Below are 23,607 nucleotides of genomic sequence, written 5' to 3'. Positions count from 1 at the left end.
GCAATTGCTGGTATGCCGGATCACCCGGCCGGTCCTCGGAACCGAGCAGTTCGCGATGCCAGAGGCTGTAATCCGCGTACTGCACCGGCAGCTCGCGCCAATCCGGCCTCCGGCTCGTCAATCTGGCCAGGTAGGCGTGTACCAGATCGGTGATCAGCGGTGTCATCGAAAGTGCGTCTGCCGAGATGTGGTGAACGACGAAGACCAGCACGTATTCGTCGCCAGAAATGCCGCGCCGGTCGTCCACCCGATCGACGGTCAATAGCGCGACGCGCGAAGGCAGGTCGGTGGTCACGTCGAATCCGGCGGTCGTGATCGCGGTAATGGCTGCCGTCAGATCGGCACGTTCGACAGGTGCTGGATCGAGGGTCAGGCCGATGTCTGCCGGTGTCAGAATCGACTGGTACGGACCGGATTCGCTGTCCGGGTAGATGGTGCGCAGGGATTCGTGCCTGGACAGCACATCGAGCACCGCACGCTCCAGCGCGGTGACATCGAGCCTGCCGGAGAGCCGGAGCACGACCGGGAGGTGGTAAACGCCTGCGGCGCCGTCCTGGGTTTCGATCCGGTTGAGAAACCACAGCCGCTGCTGGGCGGGCGAAAGCGGAATGCGTGCCGGACGCTCGCGCCGCACCAGCGGCCGTGCGGACGCACCCGCTCTGCTGAGCGCGTCGACGGCGGCCGCGAATCCCTCGACCGTCGAGGCGTCGAAAAGGGCGCGCACCGGGATGCGCGCGCCTATGGCCTCCCCCGCCCGTGCGGTGACCTGGGTGGCATCCAGCGAACTGCCGCCGAGCGCGAAGAAATCGTCATCGAGGCCGACTCGTTCCACCCGCAGTACCTCGGCGAATACCGCGGCGACCAGGCGTTGTGCCGCATTGGTCGGTGCTCGGAAACGCTGTTGCCGCAGCACCGGCACCGGCAGCGCCTTGCGATCCAGCTTGCCGCTGGTATTGAGCGGGAACTCGGACAGCTCGACGAGCGCGGTCGGCACCATATATCCAGGAAGACGCCCGGCCAGCCCGGCCTTGACGGCATCCAGATCCAAAACGCTGCCCGGCGTGCGAATCACGTACCCCGCAAGATAATCGCCATCGATCAGCCGTACCGCGGCCTGACTCACCTCCGGCACCGCGAGTAGTGCCGTCTCGATCTCGGCGAGCTCGATGCGCTGACCGCGGAACTTCACCTGGAAGTCCATTCGGCCGAGGTAGACCAGTTCCCCATCGGCGCTCCAGCGCACCAGATCCCCGGTGCGATACATTCGCGCACCGGCTCGGCCGAAAGGGTTGGCCACGAAGCGATCCGCGGTGAGATCGACCCGGCCGTGATAGCCGCGAGCCAGTTGGTCACCGGCCAGATACAGTTCGCCGGGTACCCCGATCGGTGCCGGATGCAGTCGCGCATCCAGTACGTAGACCTGGGAATTCCACTCCGGCTCGCCGATCGGCACCAGCTCGTCGTCGACCGTGACCTCGCGATAGGTAATGGATACGGCCGCCTCGGTCGGGCCGTACAGATTGTGCAGCGCGGCATCGCTCACCGTGTGGAAGGCCGCGACGGTCTCCGGCGGCAAGGCCTCGCCGATGACGAAAACATCGCGCAGCGAATCGAGTTCGCTCGCTTGGGCATGGGCGGCGAAAACCGCGAGCATCGATGGCACGAAATCGGTCAGTGTGACGCTGTGGCGGGCAATGGTTTCCGCGAGGTAGCGCGGATCGCGGTGGCCATCGGGCGTGGCCAGGAGCAGGGTCGCGCCCGCGCGCAGCGGCAGGAAGTATCCCCACAGCGAAACGTCGAAGGTGGTCGCGGTCTTCTGCAGATAGACATCGCCGACGCGCGGCCGATATTCGGCGTGCATCCAGGCGAGCTGGTTGGCAATGGCGCGGTGCTCGACCGATACGCCCTTCGGTCGGCCCGTCGAGCCGGAGGTGAAGATTACGTAAGCGGGGTGCTCGGGCCGCAGCAACGCACGGCGCTCACGATCGGCGATCTTCGCCGCCGAGTACTCCGACAGGTCCAGTTCGTCGATGTGGTGCAGGTGCACGCTCGGCGGCACGGTCGCGGGGAGGGCGAAGCCGGTACCGCGCGTGGTGAGTACCGAATGCGGCCGGGCGGTATCGAGGATGTGCCAGATCCGTTCGGCCGGATGTCCGGGATCCACCGGCACATACGCGCCGCCGGCGCGCAGTACGGCGTACATCGCGACCACCAGCTCGACCGAGCGCGGCATTGCGAGCACGACCAGCGCCTCCGGGCCGACGCCGGTGCTGATCAGCAGTCGCGCGAGGCGATTGGCCCGCTCGGACAGTTCGGTGTAGGTGAGTTCGGCGGTATCGGAGGCCAGGGCAACGGCCTTCGGCGTGCGACGAACCTGGCTGTCGAAACCTTCGTGCAGAAAACGATCGGCGACCCTGTGCCCGCTGGCATTCCAGCTCGCGGTGACGTAATCGAGTTCACCCGCGTCGAGAAGTTCGATATCGCCGGTCGCGATATCCGGATCGGCGACCGCCGCGCGCAGCAGCCGGAGAAATTTGATGCCGAACTCGCGCACGGTCGCGGTATCGAACAGGTCGGTGGCATAGGTGAATTCGGCGCGGTAGCCGGACTCGGTATCGGAGAGTGTCAGCTGCAGATCGAATTTGGCGAAGCCGGGATCGAAGTCGACCAGGTCAGCATCCAAGCCGGGCATCGTCAACGCGATCGGCCCGATGTTCTGCATGAACAGGGCGACCTGGAACAGCGGATGCCTGCCCTGGGAACGCGCCGGATTCACCACCTCGACCAGTCGCTCGAACGGAATATCACTGTGCGCGAACGCATTCAGATCGCGCTCGCGCACATGAGCGACAAGGTCGGCGAAGCTCAGCTCGCCCCGGACCTCGGTACGCAGCACGAGGGTATTGACGAACATGCCGACGAGGTCGTCCAGGGCGCGATCGCCGCGTCCCGCGACCGGTGTGCCGATGGCGATATCGACGCTGCCGGACAGGCGCGCGAGCAGGACCGCGAGTGCCGCATGGACCACCATGAAGGGCGTGGCTCGGCTCCGGGCGGCAATCCCATCGATCGCATGGCGTAGCTCCGCGTCGATCGCGAACTCATGGGTCGCCCCGCGGTAGGACGCGACGGCGGGGCGGGGCCGATCGGTGGGCAGATCCAGCTGTGCGGGCAGGTCGGCCAATTCGGCGACCCAGAATCCGAGCTGGCGTGCGGCCACCGATTCCGGATCGTCCTCGCTCCCGAGCACCTGCCGCTGCCACAGCGCGTAGTCCGCGTACTGCACGGGCAGCGGCGCCCAGTCGGGTCGGCGTCCGGCGCGACGGGCCGCATAGGCGGTGACGAGATCGCGCATCAGCGGTCCCATCGATACACCGTCGATGGCGATGTGATGCACCACCAGGACCAATGTGTGGTCCTCGGGTCCGCTGCGCAGCAACCGCACCCGCACCGGGATCTCCTCGGTGACATCGAATCCCTGTACCGCGCCGGCCAATACGGCGGCGGAGAGTTCGGCCTCGGGAATGTCGCTCGGTGACAGGTCGAATACGGCATGCACCGGCCGCACCACCTGAGCCGGGCCATCGGCGGTCTGCGGGTAGACGGTGCGCAGGATCTCGTGCCTGGCAACGAGATCGGTGATCGCGGCGGACAGGGCGGTGACCTCGAGTGGGCCGCGTAGCCGCAGTGCGACCGGAATATTGTCCACCGCTGCGGTATCGAAGACGTAGGCGGATTCGGTGTGCGTACCGAACCGGTTGAGAAACCACATGCGCCGCTGCGCCGGAGACAGCGGAATATGCTGCGGCCGTGTGGCTACCGTGAGCGCCGGTCGCGCGGCTCCGGTCCGTGCCAGCCCGGACAGCGCCGCTACCGTCGGGCGGTCGAAAAAATCGCGGACATCGACGGTAATGCCGAGCGCGGCTCCGATTCGGGCAATGGCGCGGGTGGCGATGAGCGAGTTGCCACCCAGCGCGAAGAAGTCGTCGTCCGCGCCGACCCGATCCGTCTCCAGCAGCTGGCCGAAGATCTCGGCGACGGCCAGCTCTGCCTCGGTCGAGGGTTCCCGGTATGCGGCGGCCGATCCGAATACCGGCTCCGGCAGTGCGCGCCGATCCAGCTTGCCATTGGCATTGACCGGCATTTCGTCGAGGACAACCACGAGCGAGGGCACCACGTAGTCCGGTAGGTCCCGGCGCGTCGATTCCAGTACCGCGGCCGGATCGACGGTGACGTCACCGTCGGCCACCACGTATCCGACCAGGTGATCGCCGCCCGCATGCCGATGCAGCAGCACCGCGGCCTGCGCGACCTGCTCATTGCGCAGCAGCGCCGCCTCGACCTCGCCGAGTTCGATGCGCAGCCCGCGCAGTTTGACCTGGAAGTCGATGCGGCCCAGATATTCCAGTTCGTCCGGGCCGCCGCCGCCATCGGTGCGCCAGCGGACCAGGTCGCCGGTGCGGTACATCCGGTCACCGGGCGCACCTTCCGGATTGGCCACGAACCGGTCGGCCGTCAGCCCAGGGCGGGCCACATAGCCGCGGGCCAGCTGCACACCGGCGAGATACAGCTCACCGACGATGCCACTGGCCACCGGTCGCAGATTGTCGTCCAGCACCAGCAATTCGGTGTCATCGGCGGGCGCGCCGATGGGCACGGTCGTGCTGTCGGCGGCGGTGACCTCGTGCGCGGTGACATCGACGGCGGCCTCGGTGGGGCCGTACAGGTTGTGCAGTGTCGCACCGCTGATATCGCGGAAGGCGGCCGCGGTGGCGGCCGGTAGCGCTTCGCCGGAGGCGAATACCAGGCGCAGGGTCCGTGCCGCACTTGCGATCTGCGGTTCGGCCACGAATACCGCGAGCATGGAAGGCACGAAATGCGCGACGGTGACGCCGCGTTCGGCGATCGTGCGCGCCAGATATGCCGGATCGCGATGACCATCCGGTGCCGCGATCACCAGTCGCGCACCGACCTGCAACGGCCAGAAGAATTCCCATACCGAGACGTCGAAGGTGAACGGCGTCTTCTGTAGCACCACATCGTCGCCGCGTAGCCGATACAGCCGCTGTCGCCACCGCAGGTTGGCCAGAATCGAACGGTGCGATACCGCAACGCCTTTCGGGCGGCCGGTCGATCCGGAGGTGAAGATGACGTAGGCCGTATTGTCCGCCGACGGACGCGGGCGGTCATCGATCGACGCCCCTGCCTCGACGGTGTCGAATTCGTCGATCCGCAGTACCGGGATCCCCTGTCCGAGTTCGGGCTGGTCGTGGGTCGTGGTGAGTACCAAGACCGGTGCGGCGACCTCGAGCACGTAACCGATGCGTTCGGCCGGATGCTCCGGATCGATCGGCACATACGCACCGCCCGCCTTCAGGATCGCGTACATGCCGACCAGCAGGTCGAACGAGCGTCGAACGGCAAGCCCCACCAGGCTGTCCGGGCCGACACCCAGGTCGATCAACCGCAGCGCGAGGGCGTTCACCCGGAGGTCGAACTCCGCATACGTCAGCGTTGCAGCCGCGTCCTCCAGGGCTACCGCGTCCGGTGTCCGGCGCACCTGTGCCTCGAATTCGCTGACCAGAGTCTCGATCGGCGCGAATATCGACGGCAGCACGTGGGCTGCCGCTGTCAGGGCGTCGTCGAGCAGTCGCTCCAGCACGGTGCCGAGTGCGCCGTCCCCGGACTCCAGCAGGGCGGGCAGTTGGCTGGAGACCACGACCGAGACCAGTGCGTCGGCACCGAGACCGCCACCCATCGCCTCGTCCAGCACCATGATCTCGGTGGCCAGCACACCGTAGGTGATGGTGGTCCCGGAGTGCCGCACGGCGACCCGCTCCGGATCCAATTCGGCGACCTTATCGATCAGGATGGGGAGATCGTCGAGTCCGTACGCCCGGCGCAGTGCCGAATGATCATATGCGGCAATACGATTGCCGAGTTTGCTGGATGCGACCGATTCTGCCTGGGACATCAATTAATTCCTTCCGAATCGACTTCCGAATCCGAGTTGGAGAGCACGGCCCGCGCCTCGGTGCGCAGGGACCGCAGGACGGCGGCGAGACCACTGCCGCCGAGAGCGGCCAGGAGGCCGGGCACCAGTCCGGCGAGGGCGACATTGGTGAGCGCTTCCGGTTTCGCGGTCGCGCCCATGGCTTTGGCGACCGTCGCGAGTTTGGCGGCCAGCTCGCCGAAGGTCACCGTGTGCGCGTCGTGGGTGAAAGCGACAGCACCGGGATCGATTTCGGCGGCAGCGGCGATCAGCGCGGGCAGGTCCGCCGGACTGTCCGACCGGTCGCCACGGGACTGTTCGCCGCGAATATCGATGGCGCGAATCGCGATAGCCGGATCATCCGCGACTACCTCGAATATCCGAAGTAGCCGCTCGGCGAACAGCCGGACGGTGGCGGCGTCGAAAATGTCGGTCGCGTAACCGAATCGCATATCCAGTCCGACCAGATCCCCTGCCACGTCGAACAACTCGACGCCGGTGAGCTGCAGGTCGTATTTGGCCTCCGCCAGCGCGAGATCGAGCACCTCGACCGCGAGCCCCGGCAGCGCGACGCGGCCGGACGGCATGTTCTGGAAGGTGAACATCACCTGGAACAGCGGCGCATAGGCACTGGACCCGGCCCGGCCGACGGCATCGACCACCCGCTCGAACGGCACGTCGGCATGGGACAGCGCCGCGATATCGCGGTCCCTGGTCTGCCGAAGCAGCTCCGCGAAGCCGGTGCGCGCGTCGACCTCGGTGCGCAGCACCACGGTATTGACGAACATGCCGATCAGATCGTCGAGTTCAGGTTCGCCACGCCCCGCGACCGGTGCGCCGATAGCGATGTCCGGGGTGGCGGACAGCTTCGCGAGCAGGACCGCGAATGCACTGTGGATCAATGTGAACAGTGTGGTGTCGTGCGCGCGGGCAACCGCCGCCAACCGCGCGGTGAGTACAGCGTCGACCTCGAAACCGACTGCGTCACCACGCATATCCCGGCGCGCCGGACGCGGTCTATCGGTCGGCAATGGAAGTACTTCGGGCAGGCCCGCCAATTCCGTTGTCCAATAGCCGAGTTGCCGGGACAGCAGGCTGTCCGGATTGCGGTCGGAGCCGAGCACCGCGCGTTGCCACACGCTGTAATCGGCGTACTGGATCGGCAATGGCTCCCAGTCGGGCGCGTCGCCCGCGATTCGGCTGAGGTAGGCACGCATGAGATCCCGCGTCATCGGGGTGACCGAATAGCCGTCGGCGCCGATGTGGTGCAGCACCACCACGAGCACGTGCTCGTCGACGTCGGTGCGGAACAACGCCGCGCGGACCGGTGGTGCCGAAGTGATATCGAAACCGGCGGCGACGAATTCGGCGATGCGCGCGTCGATATCCCCCTGTGCCGACAGGATCGGTTCCAGATCGACCTCGGCAACGTCCAGCACTTGCTGCACCGGTTCTGGCTCGGCATCCGGATATCGGGTGCGCAGGGTTTCGTGGCGTTCGATCACATCCAGGATCGCCGCGCCGAGGGCAGCGATATCCAGTGCGCCGGTCAGACGCAACGCCGCGGGGATGTTATAGGCCGAGGAGTCCGGGGCCAGCCGGTTGAGCACCCACATCCGCTGCTGTGCCGGCGAAAGCGGGGCAGGTGCGGTGCCGCGACGCCGAGTGAGCACGGGCCTGGCATCGGCGTCCCCGAGTTCGGACAGTCGCGCGGCGAGCAGCCCGACGGTCGGTGCGTCGAATACCGCGGCCACCGGGACCCGCACTCCGAGTGTCGAGCCCAGCTGCGCCGCCAGCCGGGTCGCCAGCAGCGAATTGCCGCCGAGCGCGAAGAAGTCGGTATCCAGCCCGACGGCTTCCTCGGCTGCGATCACCTCGACGAAGGTGGCCGCGACCAAGCGCTCCAGCTCACTGGTCGGTGCGCGGAAGGTAGCCGTGGTGAATACCGGCTCGGGCAGTGCGGCCCGATCGACCTTGCCATTGGCATTGAGCGGCAACGACTCCAGCACAACGATCGCGGCGGGCACCATGTAGGTGGGCAGCTCTGTAGCCAACGCCGCACGCAACGCACCGGCCAATTCGGCAGGAGCCGTCGAATCCGGCACCGCAACGTATCCGATAAGCCGAGTTCCGGCGTGCGCCACCGCGACGGCGGCGCGCACCTCGGGCAGCCGCAGCAGTGCGGCCGCCACCTCGCCGAGCTCGATCCGGAAACCGCCGATCTTGACCTGGAAGTCGGCGCGTTCCAGGTATTCCAGCGTGCCCTCCGGACGCCGGCGGACGATATCGCCGGTCCGGTACATCGTCGTGCCGACGGCGCTCGCGAAGGGATCCGCGATGAAACGGTCCGCCGTCAGCGCGGGCCTGCGTTGATAGCCGCGTGCCAATTGCGCGCCGGCCAAATACAACTCGCCGGGCACACCCACCGGGACCGGCTGCAGCCGCGCATCGAGCACGTAGACCCGACTGTTCCAGGCGGGCGCGCCGATCGGCACGGTATGGGTCGGGTCCGCATCGACTTCGAAAGCGGTGATCGACACGGCTGCCTCGGTCGGGCCGTACAGGTTGAACAGACGCGCGCCGGATTGTCCGGCCCGACGACGGAATTCGGTCGCGGTGGCGGGCGGCAGCGCCTCACCGATGGCGAGCACCTGCCGCAGTGATTTCGGCAGCGGCGCATCCGATACCGCGAGCAGCATGCCGACCAACGACGGTACGGCGTGCAACACCGTCACCGCATGCCGTTCGATCAGGGCCCGCAACCGGTCCGGATCGCGCTCGGTGCCGGGCTCGGTCACCACCAAGCGACCACCCGTCGTCAATACCGACCAGAACTCCCACACCGACAGGTCGAAGGTCGCCGGGGTCTTCAGCAGCGCACTCCCGTGTGGCCCCAGTGCGAATCGGTCACGCAGCCAGGCCAATTGGTTGACGATCGCCGCATGCGAAATGGTGACGCCCTTGGGCAGTCCGGTCGAACCGGATGTGAAGATCACATATGCCGGGTGCTCGGGCCGCAAAGATCGCACCCGTTCGTCATCCGAAATCGGAGTCGCCGCGTAATCAACCAACTCGAGTCGATCCACTTCCATTGCGGGAAGGGATATTTCGATGGGCACACCATCGCGTGACGTGGTGAGCACACACACGGGCGCGGCCGTCTCGATGACGTACGCGATACGGTCGGCCGGATGATCCGGATCGATGGGCACATACGCACCACCGGCTCGCACCACCGCGTACATGGCGACAACCAACTCGACCGAGCGCCGCATGGCGAGCACCACGGTCGCCTCCGGTCCGACTCCATCGGCAATCAATCTGCGCGCCAACCGGTTGACCGCAGCGTCGAATTCGGCATAGGTGAGCGCTGATTCGGAGCTCGCATCGATCAACGCAACACTCTCGGGCGTCAGCGCCACCTGAGCATGGATGAGATCGGCCAACGTCGCCGATGCCACCGGATGCGCGGTTCTGTTCCACTCCTCCAGCAACCGCGCACGCTCTGCCGTACCGAGCAGATCCAACTCACCGACAGCCGTATCCGAGTGGACAACAACCGATTCGAACACTCGCAGCAGCTGCTCACTGAACCGCTGCGCACTAGCGGGCTCGAACAAGTCCGTCGCGAACCCGAGCGCAAGATCGATGCCCGCGGGCGTGCCGTTCGCACCATAGTGATCGACAGCGAACAGGTGCAGATCGAATTGTGCGACCCCACTGTCGAATTCGAGCTCTCTCACTTCGAGCGCAGGCAGCCGTAGTTCACCGCGCTCGTGATTCTGGAACGAAATCCCGACCTGGAACAGTGGATGCCGAGCCGTCGATCGTTGCGGATTCAACACCTCCACCAAGCGCTCGAACGGCACATCCGCATGCGAGAAGGCGGCGATATCGGCTGCTCTGGCCCGCTCGAGCAGCGCAGCGAAGCTTTCACCCCCATCGACCCGAGTACGCAGCACCAGCGTGTTCACGAACATGCCGATGACATCGTCGAGTTCCGCATCGCCCCGGCCCGCGATCGGCGTACCGACCGCGATATCCGAACTGCCCGACAGCCGAGCCAGCAGTGCGGAGAAGGCCGCGTGTACAACCATGAACAGCGTTGCGCCACTGCGTCGCCCGAGCACGACGAGCGCGCTGTGCAACCGCGCGTCGATCGCGAACTCCACCTTCGCACCGCGCAAACTCTGCCGCGCGGGCCGCGGGTGGTCGGTCGGCAGCGCCAGCTGATCCGGCAGTCCGTCCAGCGTCCGGGTCCAGTACGCGATCTGTTGTGCCGAAAGCGATTCGGGCTCGTCCTCGCTGCCGAGCAGTTTCCGCTGCCACAGTGCGTAATCCGCGTACTGCATGGCGGGCGGCGTCCATCCGGGCGCGCTGTCGTCCAGGCGTGCGCTGTAAGCAAGCATCAGATCACGGACGAATGGCGCGAGCGAGGATCCGTCCGCCGCGATGTGGTGCAGCACCGCCGCCAATACGAACTCCGCGCGCCCCGCTATCCGGAACAGCCGCATCCGCACCGGGATATCGACGGTCACGTCGAAGGTGGTGGCGGCCAGCTCCCGAATCCGCTCCGGCAGTTCGGCTTCGGAAATATCGACCGGATACAGCGACGGGATCGCCTGCACGACCGGCACGATCAGCTGGGTCGCCGCACCGTCCACTTCCGGATATCGCGTCCGCAGCGACTCATGTCTGCCGATCAGATCCGCGACCGCGGCTTGTAGCGCCGCGATATCCAATGCGCCGGTGAGACGCAGCGCCACCGGAATGTTGTACGCAACGGAGTGCTGGTCGAACCGGTTGAGCAACCACATCCGCTGCTGTGCCGGGGAGAGCGGAATCCGGTCCGGACGGGCGCCGGCCACCAGCGCGGGCCTGGTCGCAGCCGTATCACGCGCGCTGACCGCTGCGGCGAGATCGGCGACCCGCGGCGATTCGAACACTGCGCGGACTCCGACGGTGCGCCCGAGCGCGGCCCCGATGCGAGCCGCGGCTTTCGCGGCCAGCAGGGAGGAACCGCCGAGGGCGAAGAAGTCGTCATCCGCGCCGACCAGACCGTCCCTTCCGAGCACATCCGCGAAGACCCCGGCGACGATGCCCTCGACGAGGGTCCCAGGCTTGCGATAGGTCGTCGCCTCGAACTGCGGCGCGGGCAACGCCGCCCGATCCAGCTTCCCGTTGACGGTCAATGGAATTCGATCCACCACCACGATCGCGGCGGGCACCATGTGCTCGGGCAACCGGCGCGCGAGCTGTTGTCGCAGCTGCGGCGTATCGACCGCATCCAGGCCGACCACATACGCGACAATCCGCGGCTCATCCACCAGATCGCTGCGCACGACAACCGCCACCTCGCGCACCGCTGCGCTCGCATCCAGTAGCGCCGCCTCGATCTCCCCCAACTCGATGCGGAACCCACGCAGGTTCACCTGCTGGTCGGCCCGGCGCAGATACTCCAACTCGCCGTCGGCCGTCCACCGTGCGAGGTCACCGGACCGATAGGCCGGCGCACCGTCCCCCGCGTACGGATCGGCCACGAACCGGCTCGCGGTGAGCGCGGGCCGTCCGAGATAGCCACGCGCCAACTGACCACCGCAGACGTAGATCTCGCCGGGTACCCCGACCGGCACCGGCCGCAGCCGCGCATCGAGCACCCGCACGACCAATCCGGGTATGGCCGCGCCGATCACACTCGCCGAGCCGGTACCCGCCTGGATCGGCCGGTAGGACACATGCACGGTGGTCTCGGTGATGCCGTACATATTCACCAGTCGAGGCGACCGCGGATGCCGGGCGAACCAGCCGACCAGCCGCTGCGGTTCCAATGCCTCGCCGCCGAAAATCACATAGCGCAGGGCGAGTTCGGCAGGCTCCGCGGCGATCAGTTGATAGAAGGCCGACGGCGTCTGGTTCAGCACCGTCACCTGTTCCGCGGCCAGCAATTCCAAGAACTGCTCTGGTGATCGCGAGGTGTAGTAGTCGACCACCACAAGCGTGCCGCCGTGCAGCAGCGCACCCCAGAGCTCCCAGACCGAGAAGTCGAAGGCGTAGGAGTGGAACAGGGTCCAGACATCGGAGGGCCCGAACTCGAAGTGGCACTGGGTGTTATCGAGCAGACGCAACACATTGCGGTGCGGGATGACCACGCCCTTCGGGTTCCCGGTGGATCCGGAGGTGTAGATGACGTAGGCCGTATGGGCCGGATTCAGCGGCCTGCGTCGCTCCGCCTGGGTGATGGCGGTCGAACACTGATTCGCGGCCGTAATATCGATCACCGGCCCGCCGAACCAGCCGGGCGCCAATTCGGATGCGGCGCTGGTTATCGCGCAGATCGGACGAGCGTCATCGAGTACGTATTCGATCCGATCCGCCGGATAATTCGGATCGATCGGCAGATAGCCACCGCCCGCCTTGATCACCGCGACCAATGCGACGACCAGTTCCACCGACCGCGGCAGCGCCACCGCCACCAGCGCTTCCGGTCCGACCCCGGCGGCGATCAGCCGCCGGGCCAGCCGGTTCGACCAGGCGTCGAGTTCGGCATAGGTCAGCGATCGCGTCCCCGCGCGCACGGCGACGGCTGTCGGATCGATCGCGGCGGCCAGCGTGAACCGGTCGGCCAGCGTGACCGTTTCGGTGACATAAGTCCTTGTCGGAGTCGACCATTCGTACAGTGCGCGATGCTGTTCCTCGGCACTGAGCAATTGAATATCGCCGACCACGATCGTGGCATCGGCGGCGATGGCAGCCAGCACCTGAGCGAACCGACGACCCAGAACCGCGATGGTGCCCGCATCGAAAAGATCTGTCGCATAGGTGATCTCGATTTCCATGCCATCCGCACGGCCATCGGGGTCATCGGATTCGACCACCGTGAACTGCAAGTCGAATTTGGCTGCCGCCGCGTTGAATTCGACCGGACACACCACGAGATCGGTGAGTTCGAGCGTCGGCAACGCGAAGTTCTGAAAAGCCAACGCCACCTGGAACAGCGGGTTCCGATTCTGTGCCCGCGTCGGTGCGATGACCTCGACGAGCCGCTCGAAGGGCACATCCGCATGCGACAACGCCTCGATATCCTGTGCGCGCACGGTATCCAGTACGGTCTCGAACCGCGCCCTGGTGTCGATACGGGTGCGCAGTACCAGGGTGTTGACGAACATCCCGACCAGCCCATCCAGCGCGGCATCACCGCGACCGGCGACCGGCGTGCCGATCGCGATGTCCGCACTCACCGACAAGCGGGACAACAAGACGGCCAGCGCCGCATGCATCGTGCTGAACAGCGTTGTTTCCCGCTTGCGGGCCAGTTCGCGCAGTTCACTGTGCAGATCGGAGTCGATGCGGAGCCGGTGGGTGTCACCGCGATACGACGAGACGGCCGGTCGCGGCCGGTCGGTGGGGAGCTCCAATTGTTCGGGCAGACCCGCCAGCGTGCGCCGCCAGAAGGCGAGCTGCCGGTGCGCCTGCGACTCCGGATCCGCATCGTCACCCAGTGTTTCGGCCTGCCAGAGCGTGTAGTCGGCGTATTGCACGGGCAATGCCGCCCATGCGGGCGCGATGCCGCCTCGACGAGCGGTATAGGCGGTCATGAGATCGCGCGCGAGCGGTCCGAGTGAGAAGCCGTCGGCCGAAATATGGTGCAGCACAAGTGCTAGCACGTATTCGTGGCCATCGGTGAGTAGTCGGGCCCGCAGCGGCACCTCGGTGGTCAGATCGAAGGTGGTCGCCGCGAATGCGGAAAGGTGCGTCCCGAGTTCGGCTTCGGCGATCAGCTCCGCTTCCAATGACGGAACAGCCGCAGCAATGATCACCTGCTCCGCGCCATCAGGCCCGTCGGGATAGATCGTCCGCAGCGTCTCGTGCCGAGCGACCACATCCGCCAGCGCGGCGGTCAATGCCGCCACATCCAGATCGCCGGTGAGCCGCAGCGCCACCGGAATGTTGTCCACGGCATCGCCCGGACCGGCGGAATCGTCGGCAAGGAACCGGTTGAGGAACCACATGCGCTGCTGAGCCGGTGAGAGCGGAATCCGCGCCGGACGCGGGCGCGCGCTCAACCCGACATACCCGGGCCACTGATGTGCCTCCGCCGCGGCCGCCAACTTCCCGACCGTGGCAGCCTCGAACAGCATCCGCACCGGTAACCGCATATCCAGTGCCGCACCCAACCGAGCCACGACCTGGGTGGCGTTCAGTGAATTGCCGCCGAGAGCGAAGAAGTCATCGTCGAGACCGACCAGCTCGACATTCAGCACCTCGGCAAAGGTCCGCGCAACGATTTCCTGGGTCGCCGTGACGGGGGCCCGGAAAACAGCAGCCTCGAATACGGGCGCCGGCAGAGCTTTCCGATCCAGCTTGCCGGAAGCATTGAGCGGAAATTCATCGAGCACGACGAACGCGGACGGCACCATATACGCGGGCAGTTGCCTGCTCAGGGCGGATTTCAGGGCATCGGTATCGATCCCGGTCTCCGCGATGACATAAGCGACCAGTTGCTGCCCGTCCAGCAGCACAACCACCGCCTGCGCAATCGAATCCACGCCGGTGATCGCGGTTTCGATATCACCGAGCTCGATCCGCAGACCACGCAGCTTGACCTGGAAGTCGGTGCGCCCCGAATACTCGAGCGCCCCATCCGCACGCCAGGTCACGAGATCCCCGGTGCGATACATCCGCGCACCATCGCCGAACGGATTCGCGACAAACCGATCACTCGTCAGATCCGGCCGCCCGATATACCCGCGCGCCAATTGCGCACCGGCCAAATACAACTCGCCCGCAACCCCTACCGGCACCGGTCGCAACCGCGCATCGAGCACATAGACCTGGGTGTTGAATACCGGCCCACCGATCGGCGCGGTTTCCACATCGGCATCGGTGACCTCGTGGCTGGTGACATCCACCGCCGCCTCGGTCGGTCCGTACAGATTGTGCACTGCCGCGCCGGTCAGCTCACGCAGCCGATGAGCAGGCTTGGGCGCCAATGCCTCCCCCGACGCGAATACCATCCGCAGCGAATTACAGTCGGCCGCTGCCGGTTCCGCGACGAACACCACCAACATCGACGGCACGAAATGCGCGACACTGACTCGTTCGCGGCGGATAACCCGCGCCAAATACGCCGGATCACGATGCCCATCCGGCCGCGCCACCACCAAACGCGCCCCGACCTGCAACGGCCAGAAGAACTCCCACACCGACACATCGAAGGTGGCGGGCGTCTTCTGCAACACCACATCATCGCTGGTCAGCGCGTAAGTGTCGTGCATCCACACCAGACGATTGACGATCGCCGCATGCGAAACCGCGACACCCTTCGGCCGCCCTGTCGAGCCGGAGGTAAAGATCACGTACGCGGCATTGCCCGGCACCAAGGAGCCGAGCCGATCGTCATCGGTGACCGGAGCGTCCGAATAGTCGGAGGTGTCGAACAGGTCCACATCGAGCACCGCCCACGCGCACGAGCGCTCCTCGGTGTCGAGATCCAGCCCATCCTCCGAGCGGGTCAGCACGCACACCGGGCGCGCCGGCCGCAGCGCGTGGGTGATCCGCTCGACCGGATGCTCCGGATCCACGGGAACGTACGCACCGCCCGCCGTGAGCACGGCGTAGATGGCCACGACCAGATCCACCGATCGCCGCATGCCGATGGCGACCGTGGTATCCGGACGAACCCCGATCGACACCAGCAGCCGCGCGAGCCTGTTCACCCGACCCGCGAATTCCGCATATGTTAGGGACTCGCCCTCGCAGGTGACCGCAATGGCATCCGGAGTCCACGCGAGCTGCGCCTCGAACAGCGATACCAGCGTCGCGTCGGCATCCACCGGATGCGCTGTCGCATTCCAGCTGTCGAGGATCAGCTCCCGCTCGTCGTCGGCGAGCAGATCGATATCGCCGATTCGCACGTGCGGATCCGCGACCGCATCGAGCACGCGCTGCAGCCGAGTCGCGAACGAAGCGACCGTCCGCGCGTCGAACAGGTCGGTGGCGTACTCGAAGGTCGCTGCCATCCCGGCTGCCCCGACAGACTCGGTCAGCGTCAATTGCAGATCGAATTTCGCCGTCCGAGTGTCGATATCGAGCATCGAGGCCTCGAGCCCGGCCAACTCCAGGCTGGTCTGCGCGGTGTTCTGGAAGTCGAGCATGACCTGGAACAGCGGATGCCGGGCCGCGGAACGCTCCGGATCCAATACCTCGACCAGCCGCTCGAACGGCACATCGGCATGTGCAAGAGCACGCAGATCACCGTCGCGGGCCGCCGCGATCAATTCGGCAAAAGTCAGTTCGGGCCGCACATCGGTCCGCAGCACCAGGGTATTGACGAACATTCCGACGAGCCCGTCCAGCTCGGCGGCACCGCGACCGGCGACAGGGGTCCCGATCGCAATATCGTGCTGCCCAGCAAGTTTCGCCAGCAGCGTGGCGAATGCCGCGTGCAGCACCATGAACGGGGACGCGTTCGCGCCTTCCGCCACATCACACAGCCGACGGTGGGTAGCGGCATCGATGGTGAAGGCATAGCGCGCACCACGACCCGACGCGACCGCCGGACGCGGCCGATCCCCCGGCAGCGCCAGCACATCCGGCAGATCGGCCAATTCGGTCGACCAATACCGAATTTGCCGGGCAATCAGCGATTCTGGATCGTCCTCCGCACCGAGTGTTTCCCGCTGCCACAGCGTGTAGTCGGCGTATTGCACCGGCAGCGGCGCCCAGTTCGGCTCCGAGCCCACGCAACGTGCGGCGTAGGCGGTCATCAGATCGCGGGTCAGCGGCGCGATGGACCAACCGTCCGCACTGATGTGATGGATGGAAACAACAAGCACATGCTCGATCCCCGTGCACAGCAGTGTGAGTCGAACCGGTGCCTCCCGGTCCACCGCGAAAGGCATTGCCGCCAGCGCTCGAACCCGACCGGCCAACTCCGAAGCATCGACCGGCTCCGGCACCAGCAACACCGCATCCACCGGCAATACTTCCTGCTGCGGTACACCGTCGACCGCTGGATATCTGGTGCGCAGTGCCTCATGCCTGGCGATGACATCGGCGACCGCATCCGTCAGCGCGCCGAGATCGAGCGCGCCGACCAGTCGCACCGCGGCCGTCAGGTTATTCGCGACGGAGGCGGCATCGAACTGATTGAGGAACCACATCCGCTGCTGCGCATAGGAAAGCGGCACCACATCGGGTCGAGCTTGCGCGACCAACGCCCGGCGCGCAGTCCCCGAACCGGGCAGATGCGCGGCCAACGCGGTCACCGTCGAATGCTCGAACAACAGCCGCACCGGAATATCGGCATCAACGACCGCGCCGATTCGCGCAGTAATCTGCGTGGCCACCAGGGAGTTTCCGCCGAGTGCGAAGAAGTCGTCGTCCAGCCCGACTCGATCGAGACCGAGCACCGCCGCGAACACCTCGGCAACCGCATGCTCGGCAGAGGTGACAGGTGCACGAAACGCCTCGGGGGTCAGCACCGGATCGGGCAATGCCTTGCGATCCAACTTGCCCGAGCTGGTCAGCGGCATTTCCGCCAATCCGGCATAGGCCGTCGGCACCATGTACGAAGGCAGTACGGCGCGCAGCCGCTGCCCCAGCACCTCGGCCAGTTCCGCCTCCGGCAGGTCGGCGACCACATAGGCGACCAGCAGCTCACCCGCGGCATGCGCGAACACCCGAACAGCGGCGGCACGCACATCGTCGGCAGCGATGAGCGCCGCCTCGATCTCACCGAGCTCGATCCGCTGGCCGCGCAGCTTTACCTGAAAATCACTGCGCCCCACGTACTCCAGATCACCGGCCCGATTGCGCCGCACCAGATCACCGGTCCGATACATCCGGGCTCCGGCCGGTCCGTACGGATTGGCCACGAACCGCTCGGCGGTCAATTCCGCGCGCCCGTGGTAGCCGCGCGCCACCTGAACACCGGATAGGTACAGCTCGCCGACAACCAGGTCCGGCACCGGCCGCAACCGCGCGTCGAGCACCAGCACCTGACTCGAACGCACCGGCCGGCCGATCGGCGCCGACCCCGGCGCCGCCGCATCGACCGGCGCAAAGGTGGCGTGCACCGTGAATTCCGTTGGGCCGTATAGATTGTGCAGCTCGGCTCGGCACACGGCAGCGAAGCGGGCCGCGGCTTCACCGGTCATCGCCTCACCCGCCACGAAAACCGTACGCAACGAGGCGATCTCGGCAATACCCGTGGCATCGGCGAACACCGTCAGCATCGACGGCACGAACGAGGTCATCGTCACCCGGTGCGCCGCAATGGTCGCGGCCAGATAAGCACTGTCCCGATGCCCGTCATGCTCGGCGACCACCATGCGCGCACCGCGCGTCAATGGCGCGAACAGCTCCCACACCGACACATCGAAGGTCGCCGGAGTCTTGAACAGCACCACATCGTCGGCTTCGATGCCGTATTCGTCGGCAATCCAGTCGATCTGATTCACCATCGAGGCATGCTGTACCGCAACACCTTTCGGTAAACCCGTAGAGCCGGAGGTGAAGATGACATACGCCGTATCGGTCGCCCGCAACGGATGCGGCCGATCCGAATCCCGCACCGGTGCATCCGAATAGCCGGAGAAGTCCAGTGCATCGACCACCAGGACCGAGGGGCCTGCCGACCACCCGTCACCCGCCCGAGTCAGCACACACACCGGCCGAGCCGAGGCAACGACCTGCGCACGCCGCGCGGCCGGTTGATCGGGGTCCACCGGCACATACCCGCCACCAGCGGTCAACACGGCATAGGCCGCGACAACGAACTCCACCGACCGCCGCATACCCAGTACAACCAGCGTCTCGGGCCCGACCCCAGCAGCGATCAGCCGACGAGCAAGCCGATTGACCCGCCCCGAGAACTCCGCATACGTCAGCGCACAATTCCCATCGACCAGTGCGACAGCATCGGGCGTCCGCCGCACCTGCGTCTCGAACGCGGCCGGCAGTGTCGCGAAACGGCTCGACGACTCCGCGATTCCGCGCTCGATCGCACGCTGCCGACCCGCCACATCCAGCAGCGGCAGATCCCCCACTGCCAGCTCGGCGTCGACCACGATCGCCCGCAGCAACCGAACCAACCACTGCGCATAGTCCGCGATGGTGGCTTCGTCGAATAGATCTGTGGCGTAGGTGAATTCCGCCCGGACCCCCGCCGGTGCCGGACCTTCCCCGAGTCCGGCACCGGCGAAGCCTTCGGTGACCGTGAGCTGGAGATCGAATTTGGTCACTCCGGTGTCCAGGGTACTGGTGCAGACCGACAAATCGGGGAGTTCGAATGCGATGTCGGCAGCATTGTCGAAAGCGAGCAGCACCTGGAACAGCGGATGCCGTGCCTGCGAGCGCGGCGGGTTGATGGCATCGACCAGCTGCTCGAATGGCAATTCGGCATGGCCGAAGGCGGCGAGATCGGTCTCACGCACCCGTGCCAGCAGCGACGAGAAGGGTGCGGCGGCATCGACCACGGTCCGCAGCACCAGGGTGTTGACGAACATGCCGACGAGATCGTCCAGCGCCCGTTCACCACGGCCGGCCACCGGCGTGCCGATCACGATATCGTCGCTTCCGGACAGCCGCGACAGCAGCGCGGCGAGTGCGGCATGCAGCACCATGAAGTTCGAAACACCCTGGGCACGGGCAAGTTTCACGATCTCGGCGTGCACTTCGCCCGGAATTTCGAAACCGAACACCGCACCACGACCGGATGCGACCGCGGGCCGGGTCCGATCGGCGGGCAACTCGATCAGATCGGGTGCACCGGCAAGCGCGGCCGTCCAGAACTCCAGCTGCCGGGCCGACGCGGCATCGGGTTCCTCGGCTGAGCCGAGCAATTCATGCTGCCAAAGGGTGTAATCCGCGTACTGCACCGAAAGCGGCAGCCATTCCGGCACATCGCCCGCATGCCGAGATCCATACGCGGACATCACATCTCGTGCCATCACCCGCAGCGACACGCCATCCGCCGCGATGTGGTGCAGCACCAGCGCCAGCGCGCAGCTCTCGTCATCGACCAGGAAAATCCGCGCCCGAACGGGTATTTCACGCGTCAGGTCGAATCCGAGCGCCGCGAACCGAGCCAACGCGTCGTCCAGTTCATCCGCACCGATCGACTCCGGCTCGCCCACGACGACAACCTCGTCCGCGGACAACACGACCTGCTGGGCCGCCGCCCCGTCCGATACCGCGGGAAAGATCGTGCGCAGCACCTCATGCCGATCGACCAGATCGGCCAAGGCCAGCCGCAGCGCGGAAATATCGACCGCACCGCGCAATCGCACCACGAACGGCATGTTGTACCCGGCGCTGGAAGTCTCGAACCGGTTGAGGAACCAGATCCGCTGCTGCGCCGGAGATAGCGGAACCAGCGGCGGCCGGTGTCGCGCCCGCAGCTGCGCGAGCACCGGCACGCCACTGGATCCACCCGCCCGCTCGATGAGTTCGGCGAGTGCGGACACCGTGGTAGCGGTGAACAATTCGCGAACCCCGAGCCGACAGCCCAGTTCGGCGCCCAACCGCGCCGCGACCTGGGTGGCCACCAAACTATTGCCGCCGAGCGCGAAGAAATCGTCGTCGCGCCCGACCCGATCGTGTCCGAGCACCGCACCGAACACCCGCGCGACCGTGGCCTCCACCGGCGTCGCGACCTCGGCGTAGTCGGTCGAGATCCGCTCGGGCACGGGCAGTGCGGCACGATCCAATTTGCCGGAGGCATTGACCGGCAGCGCATCCATCACCACGAACGCGGCGGGCACCATATACGCGGGCAGCGCGCGCAGGGCAGCGCTGCGCAGTTCGGCGGGAGACACCGCGCCGGGCTCGGCTTCGACCGCATAGGCGACCAACTGCTCGCCCACTCCGGCATCGCGCACCACGACCACCGCGCGCACCACCGAATCGACGGCCCCTAGCACGGCTTCGATCTCACCGAGCTCGATCCGCAACCCGCGCAACTTCACCTGAAAATCGGTGCGGCCCAGGTACTCCAGCTCACCGCGGGTGGTCCAGCGCACCAGGTCGCCGGTGCGATACATCCGGCCGGCCGACCCGAACGGATCCGCGACGAACCGATCGGCGGTAAGCCCACGGCGGCCGATATAACCACGGGCGAGCTGTACCCCCGACAGATACAGCTCGCCCGCAGCCCCGACCGGTACCGGCCGCAGCCGCGAATCGAGCACGTAGAGCCGGGTGTTGAAGACCGGCGCGCCGATCGGCACCGAGAGGGTATCGGTATCGGTCACTTCATGGAAGGTGACGTCCACCGCCGCCTCCGTGGGACCGTACAGGTTGTGCAGCCGCACACCGGTCAGCACCCGCAGCCGCTGGGCCAGCGCCGCGGGCAGCGCCTCGCCGGACGCGAAGACCATACGCAGCGGAGTGCGACCGGTGAAATCTGACTGTGCCAGAAAGACTTCCAGCATCGATGGCACGAAATGAGCTGCGGTCACGCCATATTCGTCGATCACTGCCCGGAGGTAGGCCGGATCACGATGACCGTCGGGCTCGGCGAGCACCAGCCGCGCGCCGATCTGCAACGGCCAGAAGAACTCCCACACCGACACGTCGAAGGTGGCGGGCGTCTTCTGCAACACGACATCGGCTGCCGACAGCCGATACTGGTGCTGCATCCACACCAGCCGATTCACGATCGCCTCGTGGGGGACGGCCACCCCCTTCGGGAGTCCGGTCGACCCCGAAGTGAAGATCACGTACGCGGGCTGCCCCGGCCGCAGCGTGGCGGTGCGTTCCCGATCCCAGACCGGACCATCCGCGTAATCCGCGAGATCCAGCCCATCCAGACGGATGACCGGTACTCCCGCGAGCTCGGTGGCTTCAGTCGTCAGCACGCATGCCGGTCGCGCGGTCGCCAGAATATGCGCCGTGCGCTCGGCCGGATGATCCGGATCCAGCGGCACATAGGCCGCTCCGGCGGCCAGCACGGCATACATCGCGACAACGAGCTCTGGCGACCGACGGATGTTCAGCGCGATCAGCGTCTCCGGCCCGACGCCGAGTCCGATCAAATGCCGCGCCAGCCGATTGCTGCGCGCCGCGAGCTCCCGATAGGTCAGGTCCGGCATACCCGCGAACAGCACCGCGACCGCATCCGGCGTCCGGGCGACCTGAGCCTCGAACAGCGAAACCAGCGTCGGCGCACCGGCGACCGCCGCGGGCACATCGAATCCGGTCGCATTCCAGATCCGGGTACTGACCTCGAGTTCCAGTTCGGTCGCTACCGCCACCGCTGCCATCGGCGTATCGACCTCGGTGGCCACCAACCGCTCCAGATACCGCACGAATCGCGTCTGATGGCGCGCAATGTCGTCGGCGGCATAGAGATTCGGATTCGCCTCGAAATCGACGTGCACGCTGTCGCGCTCGCCGTAGTAGACATTGAGGCTCAGATCCTCCACCGGCCCGGTGGACAACACGTGGTACCGGCCGACCGCAGCGCCCAGCGTCAGCTCGCTGCCGAACAGCATGATGTTGGCCAGCGGTCCGAACAGCGCGCGGCGTGCGGGTCGCCCGTCGTGCTCGGCATCGCGGCGGATGTCCTCGTGCCGATACCGCTGGTGCCGCAGCGCACCCGCCACCTCGACGCGCGCCGCCCGCAGCAGGTCCCCCCAGGTGCCGTCGACCGCGAGCCGCAACGGGACGATATTCGACAGCATTCCGGCCGAGCGCCGTGTCAGCGCGGTGGTGCGTGCCGTCACCGGCAGACTCAGCACCGCCTCGTCCCGATCGGTGAGCCGCCCGAGATATCCGGCGAAGGCCGCGAGCAGTACCACCGCGAGTGTCGAATCCTGGTTCGCCGCAAGCGTATTCATCCGATCGACGAGCGCATCCGGCAATACCCGCCGCACCACCAGATTGGTCGCCGAGCGCGGTGCGGTGCGCCCGTCCAGACTGGTCGCGCCGTCGAGCCCCGCAATTCGCTCGGCCCAGTGCGTCCGGTCGGTCTCGAAACGCGGACTGTCCCGGTAGGCGAGCTCACCGTCGACCAATTCGGTCAGCGCACCCGGCTGGACCGCCTGCGGCTCGGTGCCGAGCACCCTGGCGGTATACAACTGCGCCACCCGCTGCGTGTTGGTCAGCGCGGCGAACCCGTCGAGCACGATGTGATGGGCCCGCATGTACCAGAAGCACCGCTGGTCCGCGACGCGCAGCACGGCGCCGGCGAACAGCCGATCGGTCAGCATGTCGACCGGCGCGCCCGCATCCGCCCGCATCCATTCGTGCGCCGCGGCCACCGGATCGGCATATTCGCGCAGGTCGATTGCCTGGATATCGACGGAATTCGCCGGATCTACGCACTGATTCGGCACACCGCCGGATTCGCCGAGGCGCACCAGCACCGATTCGTATTCCCGCGCCGCAATGACCGAAACCGCTTGCAGGATCGCGGGATCCAGCACGCCGGGCACGTCGACGTATTGGGCCACATTGATCGGCACGTCGGGATCGAGCAGCTGCGCGTACCAGACCCCCAACTGCGCCGGTGCGAGTGGAAACGGCCCGTTGTCCGGAGCATCCGGTAAGCAGTCACTCGCCAGGCGCGCGGCCCCGTCCGGTCGCGCCCCACCCAACTCCGTACCGTGCAC

The 23,607-nt window shown here is 66.5% G+C and carries 2 protein-coding genes (1 of these 2 running past the window's edge); both read right to left on the bottom strand.

The features are described 5' to 3' along the window. On the bottom strand, positions 1-5,974 hold the 5' portion of the coding sequence (locus ACIBW7_RS26460; RefSeq protein WP_397050687.1) for a non-ribosomal peptide synthase/polyketide synthase. Its footprint begins 19,196 nt before the window's first position; 5,974 of the gene's 25,170 nt are visible here — the first part of the coding sequence; the start codon lies at positions 5,972-5,974; the stop codon falls past the left edge of the window. Further along, the gene (locus ACIBW7_RS26455; RefSeq protein ID WP_397050685.1) at positions 5,974-23,607 is read right to left on the bottom strand and encodes a non-ribosomal peptide synthase/polyketide synthase; all 17,634 of its coding nucleotides are present in this window, start codon (positions 23,605-23,607) and stop codon (positions 5,974-5,976) included. The genes ACIBW7_RS26460 and ACIBW7_RS26455 overlap by 1 nt, the downstream gene beginning before the upstream one ends.

The sequence above is a fragment of the Nocardia sp. NPDC049526 genome (assembly GCF_044465765.1).
GTDB lineage: Bacteria > Actinomycetota > Actinomycetes > Mycobacteriales > Mycobacteriaceae > Nocardia.
The sequence above is the reverse complement of the archived record's forward strand: the minus strand, read 5'-3'. Positions and strand labels throughout refer to the sequence as shown.